The organism is Methylobacterium amylolyticum (assembly GCF_030700245.1).
Lineage (GTDB): Bacteria > Pseudomonadota > Alphaproteobacteria > Rhizobiales > Beijerinckiaceae > Methylobacterium.
The window spans coordinates 1-6,823 of sequence record NZ_JAUYZI010000104.1; the positions used below are offsets into that span (position 1 = coordinate 1).

At 67.7% G+C, this 6,823-nt stretch carries 11 protein-coding genes; 7 read left to right on the forward strand and 4 right to left on the reverse strand.

Going from position 1 to position 6,823, the window contains the following annotated elements:
- On the forward strand, positions 1-352 hold a 352-nt coding region (locus tag Q8W71_RS31980; RefSeq protein ID WP_305529369.1), incomplete at its 5' end, for a hypothetical protein.
- 227 nt (positions 353-579) lie between these two features.
- Here Q8W71_RS31980 and Q8W71_RS31985 read toward each other — a convergent pair.
- Positions 580-750, reverse strand: a complete 171-nt coding sequence (locus Q8W71_RS31985) for a DUF3606 domain-containing protein (RefSeq protein WP_305529370.1) — start codon at positions 748-750, stop codon at positions 580-582.
- Between the two features lie 270 nt (positions 751-1,020).
- Positions 1,021-1,842, reverse strand: a complete 822-nt coding sequence (locus Q8W71_RS31990) for a transglutaminase-like domain-containing protein (protein ID WP_305529371.1) — start codon at positions 1,840-1,842, stop codon at positions 1,021-1,023.
- A 356-nt stretch (positions 1,843-2,198) separates the two neighbouring features.
- Here Q8W71_RS31990 and Q8W71_RS31995 point away from each other — a divergent pair, with 356 nt between their 5' ends.
- The 3 genes from Q8W71_RS31995 to Q8W71_RS32005 are packed head-to-tail and all read left to right on the forward strand — an operon-like array spanning position 2,199 to position 3,706.
- Positions 2,199-2,747 carry a hypothetical protein gene (locus Q8W71_RS31995; RefSeq protein WP_305529372.1) on the forward strand — a complete coding sequence of 183 codons (549 nt, stop codon included), beginning with the start codon at positions 2,199-2,201 and terminating at the stop codon, positions 2,745-2,747.
- A 40-nt stretch (positions 2,748-2,787) separates the two neighbouring features.
- On the forward strand, positions 2,788-3,423 hold the full coding sequence (locus Q8W71_RS32000; protein ID WP_305529373.1) for a ParA family protein: 636 nt from the start codon (positions 2,788-2,790) through the stop codon (positions 3,421-3,423).
- Positions 3,424-3,427: 4 nt separating this feature from the next.
- Positions 3,428-3,706 (forward strand): ribbon-helix-helix domain-containing protein, encoded by a 279-nt coding sequence (locus Q8W71_RS32005; RefSeq protein ID WP_305529374.1) that lies wholly within the window; start codon positions 3,428-3,430, stop codon positions 3,704-3,706.
- 294 nt (positions 3,707-4,000) lie between these two features.
- On the opposite strand, the gene Q8W71_RS32010 is transcribed toward Q8W71_RS32005, so the two are convergent.
- Positions 4,001-4,381 carry a hypothetical protein gene (locus Q8W71_RS32010; protein ID WP_305529375.1) on the reverse strand — a complete coding sequence of 127 codons (381 nt, stop codon included), beginning with the start codon at positions 4,379-4,381 and terminating at the stop codon, positions 4,001-4,003.
- Between the two features lie 28 nt (positions 4,382-4,409).
- On the reverse strand, positions 4,410-4,850 hold the full coding sequence (locus tag Q8W71_RS32015; RefSeq protein ID WP_305529376.1) for a hypothetical protein: 441 nt from the start codon (positions 4,848-4,850) through the stop codon (positions 4,410-4,412).
- 243 nt (positions 4,851-5,093) lie between these two features.
- Between Q8W71_RS32015 and Q8W71_RS32020 the strand changes: the two genes are divergently transcribed.
- The 3 genes from Q8W71_RS32020 to Q8W71_RS32030 form a co-directional block, all read left to right on the forward strand.
- Entirely contained in the window at positions 5,094-5,324 is a 231-nt protein-coding gene (locus Q8W71_RS32020; protein WP_305529377.1) for a DUF6894 family protein, read from the forward strand.
- A gap of 205 nt (positions 5,325-5,529) precedes the next feature.
- Positions 5,530-6,246 (forward strand): Crp/Fnr family transcriptional regulator, encoded by a 717-nt coding sequence (locus tag Q8W71_RS32025; protein WP_305529378.1) that lies wholly within the window; start codon positions 5,530-5,532, stop codon positions 6,244-6,246.
- A gap of 370 nt (positions 6,247-6,616) precedes the next feature.
- Positions 6,617-6,823: hypothetical protein (locus tag Q8W71_RS32030; protein ID WP_305529379.1), on the forward strand; the 207-nt coding region annotated here is incomplete at its 3' end.

Here is a 6,823-nt window from a genome sequence, read left to right on the forward strand (position 1 = left end):
GCTGGTCAGCGATCGCGCTGATACACGCGAACCAGCCGGATCCGCAGCTCGTTGGGACTGCGCTCATCGACGGGCCGGCCACTACGGGCTCGATCCGGCAGATGCGGTGGTGCGGGGCCGCGTCTTGGTGCCGATGACTGGCAGGATCATCGTCGCAGCCCTGGCCCTGATCGAAGACCACCACGTCGAGCGCGGTGTGCCGTCGGTCATGGAGATGCACGACATCCGCGCGGCGATGGAAGCCCGAGGGGAGGGCGGCACCGATCCGGCGACGCTCGCCCACGACACGCTCATGGCCCTCGGCTGGCGCGTCGAGATGGTCGACGGCGTGATCTACCGGTTGGAGCGATAGGCAGACGGTTCGGCCCCGCCCGATCTGCTCACGGGCGGGGGAACCCCGGATCTCACCAGCGCTGGGCGGATACGCGACGTGGCCAGGCACAGGATGAACGCGGGCGGCTAGCGGAGGCTCCGGGGTAGGGCTGCAACCGGGTCCCGGTGCGGGACGACTGGTGAGTTGCTGAGATGGTGCGGCCCGTCGAACTACCTGGCCGTTCAAGTGCTTTCACGCCTGCCCAGTCAGATCTTAAGGTGCGACGAGAGGGTGGTGATGCGCGATCCGACCATCCGGATGGACTTGCGCAGCTTCTCGTCGCTCACCCCGATCCGAGCGGCGAAGGCGCTACGGGCCGCGCGGTCCCAGACATCAAGATGAGTGCGCTCGGGGCGGATGCTTTGAAGATCAGACATGGGAAACGCTCTCGTGTCCGCGACGAACACGCTCCTGCTTGCAGGTTGTGGGATGACTGAAGAACGCAGCCGCAGGCTGTTTGTTCGCTGGCGTCCGCGCCGCAGTAGGTTGCCCGTGTTCGGTGAGGGCCCAGTTCGAGGCCAGGCATACCGCCGCTGGACCCGATCACGAGCTGGCGAGGGGGATAGTCCCTCTCACCGGCAAACGCCAATAAGGGGTTATTGCAGAGGCACGGACGAGCTGAGCACGAGGCGACCACCTAACGTCCTTCACGCGGGCGCGGTCGGCGACGCCTCCTCCGTCGTCACGCGGAAGCCTATCAGACTGTTCGGACCGAACGTGAGCGTCAGGGGGACATCGGCCGCGTCGCGCCCGTAGGCGATCAGGATCCGGCCGATGCGCGGGCTGTTGTTGCGTGGGTCGAACGTGTGCCAGCGCCCGCCCAGATAGATCTCCATCCACGCCGCGAAGTCGCCCGGGGCGTGCGGCGGCGGCAGGCCAATGTCGCTGATGTAGCCGGTGCAGTACCGGGCCGGGATGTTGAGGCAACGGCAGAAGGCGATCGCGAGGTGGGCGTAGTCGCGGCACACACCGCGCCGCTCCTCAAACGCCTCCAGCGCGGTGCGCGTAGGCCGTGAGTGCTCGTACCCGAAGCGGATGCGGTCGTGCACGTAGTCGCAGATCGCCTGCACCCGCCCCCAGCCCGGCGTCATGCCCCCGAACAGGTCCCAGGCAAACTGCGACAGGCGGTCGGTCTCGCAGTATCGGCTCCCGAGCAGGTAGAGCAGCGTATCCGCAGGAAGGCTCTGAACGGCATCCTGGGGCGCGTTCGGTTCGGTCGGGTCCCAGTTGCCATGGTCGCGCACCACCGTGTCGGTCTTGAGCATGAACCGACCAGTGGGGGCGACGAACCGGTTGCACCAGTTGCCGAAGCTGTCCCGGTAACCCTCAAGCGGCACGGCCGGCACGGTCAGCAGGTAGTCGGGCCGCTCAAGGTCGGAGAACCGCGACGCGTGGACGTTCAGCATCGCGACGACCGGCGTGTCCTGCGCGAAGTCGTAGGTCATCTCGCAGCCGACGAGGATGCGCATGGGCTCACTCCTTGGGGGCGCTCAGCGCGGCTTGCCTCGCCCGGAAGCCAGACTACACCCACTTGATCGAGAGCCTGCACGGGGATTACGGCCAGGGAGGTCGGGCAGCCCACCCCGAAAAGGGGCTTTTGGTGCCCGCGCAGGTCGACCCATTTCCCTGTAGCTGCCCCTATTTCCGAATAAGAAGTTGGGCCCCTTTTTACAGGGTGCCCAAGCAGAGGCCGACTGCGTTGATCGCCCGCGGTCGCGTCGGCGCTTCTCTCGCTGATCCGGCACTTGGCCCACCGCATAGGTCGGCAGCACTACTCTTGCTGCCCTGCGCCTTCGTGGGGCTATCCGCCCCGGAGGACTACGGGATGATGGCTGCGATGAGCGTCCGGACCATCGCTGACCTGACCGATGACGGCTATCGCGGTCTGCGCATCCCGCGCTGCACGGCCTGCCGGGCCATGACGTGGAAGCCTGAGGTAGTGGTCGGGCCTGCGGACCATGCCGCACCAGAACCGGCCGGCCTCGAATTCCATCGCGGGACACGGGCCCTCGGCGCCGGCGCCGATGTACTCCCGCGCGATCCCGCAGGGCTCGGCCGCGCAGCAGAGCCCGCAGCCGTTGCACGGGGCGCCGACCGCCGGCTTGAGCGGCAGCCGGGCACCGCCCGTCCCGTCTATCAGGTGGATCGCTGTCATAGGCGCTGCCTACCGGACAAGCTTTCGAGAATGACCATTGTCGCAAGTTACGATGGCGATAGTTTGATAGCAAGCCGTCGAGCCGTCGAGACTTACAACGATCAAGACCGCAATCCGTCTCGACGCCGACGCGCCTCAACGTCGGGATTGCAAGCCGGCAGCACCGCTCGACGGCGTGCTGTCTCGCTGCGGAAAAAGCTTGACGGCTCGCTGGACTGACGGCTCCCATACGCGCGAGCGAGACGCTGAGACGCTGAGCATGCAAACCATCACGATAGCGGCCCGGAAGGGCGGCGTCGGCAAGACCACACTCGCCACGCACCTGAGCGTCATCGCCGCTGGGCCGGGCAAGCCGGTGCTGTTGTTCGACACCGACCCGCAGCGGTCGCTCAAGTGGTGGTGGGACCTCCGCCAGGGCGACACGCCGGCCCTCGTCGAGTGCGAGGCGCGCGAGCTGCCGCGGATCCTGCCGGCCGCCGAGGGCGAGGGCGTCGCCTATTCGATCATCGACACGCCGCCCCACGCCGAGACCTCGATCGCCGACGCGATGCGCGTGGCCGACCTCGTGCTCGTTCCGACCCGGCCAGGCCCGTTCGACCTCGCGGCTGTGGCGACGACGCTCGACCTCGCCCAGCGGGTCGGCAAGACGCCGCTCGCCGTCATCAACCACGCGCCGCCCAGGACCGGCGCCGCCGAGCCCTCAATCGTCGCGGAGGCGCGCGAGACGCTGACCCGCATGGGCGCGACCGTGGCCGCCGCCGTCATCTCGCAGCGGGTCGCCATGTCCCATGCCGTCATCAGCGGGCAGACCGTGAACGAGTTCGAGCCAGACGGCCGCGCCGCCGCCGAGATGGTGGCGCTGTGGGCCGAGCTGCAACGCGCCTTGGAAGGGTAGGGACATGGCCGCCGATCGTCAGCCGCTCACCAGCCTGTCGGAACGCCTCGCCCGGAAGACCGTGGCGCCCGAACCGGAGAAGCTCGCCGAGGCCGCGGCGCCGACAGCCGCCACCCCGAAACCCAAGGGCGCCGACGCGCGCGTGCAGATCATCGTCCGCATGACGCCGGCCGAGCGAAAGGCGCTCCGGCAGATCGCCCTCGATCAGGACACGACCGCCCAGGCGCTTGCCGAGGATGCGATCCGCGACGTCCTGCGCCGTCACGGCTTCAAGCCGGCATGACGCCTCGCTTGCGAGCCGTCGAGACGCTTTGCACGCGAGCCATCGAGATACTACACCGTCTGAGCTTCGAGACTGCTTGACGCCATGGCGCCTTGCTATCAAGCCGTCTCGCTATCGGCCGCGACACGGCCGGGGATGCGCGCGAGCCGGGCGAGCTGCGATGATGCGGCCGCCCGGCGGTAAGCCGAGTTCCTACTTCGTCAGGCTGTGTGGCCCACTGCTGGGTGTTCGCGGTTGAAGCGCGGCTTTCGCGGATCGACCCAGGCCCAGTGGACTTCCTCGATCCGGCCACGCTCATAGGTCACCAACCGCTGCTTGGTTGCATCGATCCTTGGGGCCTGGTGCAATGATGCGGCCATCGGGCAAGTAGTACGGCCTGCGGACCGCGCTGCTGCTGGCCGCGCCCACGAAGATGAAGGGGTGAGCCGCAATCCGCATCAAGCGGTCAGCGATCCGTCGCACGTCGCAACTCGGCTTCGGACGCGGCGATGATGCGCCGTCCTTCAGCCGGACGAAGGCCGTCAAGAGCGCACGGACCTCATCGGGCGACACGGTGCCCGCGCCCTCCGGTGCCGCGAAGTCGCTCGACACTGCGAAGAGCGCCTCAACCGGCTTTCCCAAAGCATCGGCGATCTTGCGTAGCAGGCACGCGGAGTGCTCCTTGTCCTTGATCATCCTGCGCACCTGTGCATGGGGCGCCCCCTCAACTCAGCACCACCCCAGCCGCCTTGGGGCCGACCTGCCTCGCGATGTGGTGGCCAATCCGCCAGAGCGCCTTGCCGAGCAGAGCTTGCGCTGCCTCGTCCCCGAGCGCGCAAGCTTCCTTGTAGGCGGCGATCAGGTCGCCGATCAGCCCGTCGAGGTCACTGTCATCCATGCCAGCGGCGGCGAGAACCCGCGACACCGCGCTCGGCAGTGCGCTCCGTTGGTCGGCTGGAAGCGCTGAGCTGTCGCTAACATACGTGACCTGTAGAGCCACGCGCGTTTGCCTCGTGCCTTCGATGACTTCGGCAAGAGCCTCGCGGGCCTCGGATGCTCGCCGGGCAGAAGCCTGGGCGCGCAACCGGATGGCCTGCGCTTCCCGACGTGTAGCCTCGCAGGCTCGTCGCATCTCCTCGATGTTCATGCTCGCGAACGACGGCATGAAGTCTCTCCCTCGGTATCGAGGGTAGAACTCCGCGCGAGTGCGTCAACCTGTCATGGTATGCGGGGGAGGCCGGCTCCCGGGCCACGAGCGTCCAAGATCTTGGCGTTGAGCGGAGGCGCCTGATCTATGTGGCGGCGGCGGTACCGGTTTCGTCTACAACCGCACCATCGCTGGCCTGAGTACCCGGGCGCCAGCGGCCGAGAGATGTGAGTGCTCCCGCCCCGACCGTGGGAGAGCCGCATGCCACGCTACTTCGTCACGACCTATGACGGCTTCAAAGCCAGTGACCGGGACGGGATCGAGTTGCCCGACCTGGACGCGCTGGAGGGCGTTCTACGCCAGACCCTTGCCGCCATCATGCACGATGAGGGCAGGCATCCCGGCCGCAACGAGTTCTGGGCCGATGCCCTCGATGAGCGCAATGAGCGCGTGATGACGGCTCGGATCAGCATGTCCGTCGCTAGACCGTGAGCGCAGAGATCCGCGTGTTCGGCACGACCACGTTGCTGGACTTAGCCGACGCGCTGAACGATCCCGGGATCCCGACTGCGCAGGGTGACCAGTGAAGCCCCGCGCAGGGGACATGCGTTGAGGCGCGAGTTGCGCAGCCGTACATCACTACATAGGTTGCCCCGCCGGATCAGAGAGGTCCGCGCAGGAAAAATACGGGGGCACGGTGTTCAGCCCGCTCATCCGCAAGCTCGGACGCGGCGCAGATCTCACGCAGGCGGACCACGATCGGCTTACCAGCCTCGCGCGCACCCGCTGCGTCGGGGCCCGGCAGGACATCATCGAGCAGGGCGACCGGCCCGAGGACGTGCACCTCGTGCTCTCCGGCTTCGCCTGCCGCTACAAGATCATGCGCAACGGCAAGCGCCAGATCATGGCCTTGCTGGTGCCCGGCGACTTCTGCGACCTGCACGTCGCCATCCTCGGCCACATGGACCACGGCATCGCCACTGTGTCGCCCTGCACGCTCGCAGAACTGCCCCCGACCACCGTCCTCGACCTAACCGAGAACCACCCACGTATCGCCCGGGCGTTGTGGTGGGCGACGCTGGTGGACGAGGCGATCCTGCGCGAGTGGCTGGTGAGCATGGGCCAGCGAGAGGCGGACCAGCAACTGGCGCACCTGTTCTGCGAGCTGCTGATGCGCCTCCGGGTGGCGGGTGTGGCCGACGCGGACGGCTACGATCTTCCCCTCGCCCAGCACGATCTGGGCGAAGTGTTGGGCATCACGCCCGTGCATGTGAACCGGACGGTGCAGGCTCTGCGGGCGGCGGAGCTGATCGTGCTGCGCGGGCGTCGGCTCGACATCCCCGACGTGGAGCGACTGAAGGCGTTCTGCGACTTCGATCCCGACTACCTGCATCTCGTGCAGCGGATCGCGTGACGCCCCGGTTCTGAGATGGACGCGGCGCGGCCCAAGTGCAGGGGCGGTTAGCAGAGGGTCCGGGGCAGGGCGGCGGTCAGGTCCCGGCGCGGAACTGTGGGCGAGCGGCGATGATGCGGCCGTCCAGGGGGCTAGCTCCGACGCACAACAGTTCGCTAACAGCTCGTGCCCTCATGTCAAAGCGCATCATCCGTACCGCGCGCGCCGCCCTCTGGACCCTCGCGCTCGTGTTCTGCTGCTGGTCAGCGATCGCGCTGATACATGCGAACCAGCCGGATCCGCAGCTCGTTGGGACTGCGCTCATCGACGGGCCGGCCACTACGGGCTCGATCCGGCAGATGCGGTGGTGCGGGGCCGCGTCTTGGTGCCGATGACTGGCAGGATCATCGTCGCAGCCCTGGCCCTGATCGAAGACCACCACGTCGAGCGCGGTGTGCCGTCGGTCATGGAGATGCACGACATCCGCGCGGCGATGGAAGCCCGAGGGGAGGGCGGCACCGATCCGGCGACGCTCGCCCACGACACGCTCATGGCCCTCGGCTGGCGCGTCGAGATGGTCGACGGCGTGATCTACCGG

Excerpts from the sequence above, each read along its gene's own strand:
- Q8W71_RS32020 (WP_305529377.1), top strand. The coding sequence starts at position 5,094 with ATGCCACGCTACTTCGTCACGACCTATGACGGCTTCAAAGCCAGTGAC.
- Q8W71_RS31990 (WP_305529371.1), bottom strand. The coding sequence starts at position 1,842 with ATGCGCATCCTCGTCGGCTGCGAGATGACCTACGACTTCGCGCAGGAC.
- Q8W71_RS32010 (WP_305529375.1), bottom strand. The coding sequence starts at position 4,381 with ATGATCAAGGACAAGGAGCACTCCGCGTGCCTGCTACGCAAGATCGCC.
- Q8W71_RS32000 (WP_305529373.1), top strand. The coding sequence starts at position 2,788 with ATGCAAACCATCACGATAGCGGCCCGGAAGGGCGGCGTCGGCAAGACC.
- Q8W71_RS31995 (WP_305529372.1), top strand. The coding sequence starts at position 2,199 with ATGATGGCTGCGATGAGCGTCCGGACCATCGCTGACCTGACCGATGAC.
- Q8W71_RS32005 (WP_305529374.1), top strand. The coding sequence starts at position 3,428 with ATGGCCGCCGATCGTCAGCCGCTCACCAGCCTGTCGGAACGCCTCGCC.
- Q8W71_RS31985 (WP_305529370.1), bottom strand. The coding sequence starts at position 750 with ATGTCTGATCTTCAAAGCATCCGCCCCGAGCGCACTCATCTTGATGTC.
- Q8W71_RS32015 (WP_305529376.1), bottom strand. The coding sequence starts at position 4,850 with ATGCCGTCGTTCGCGAGCATGAACATCGAGGAGATGCGACGAGCCTGC.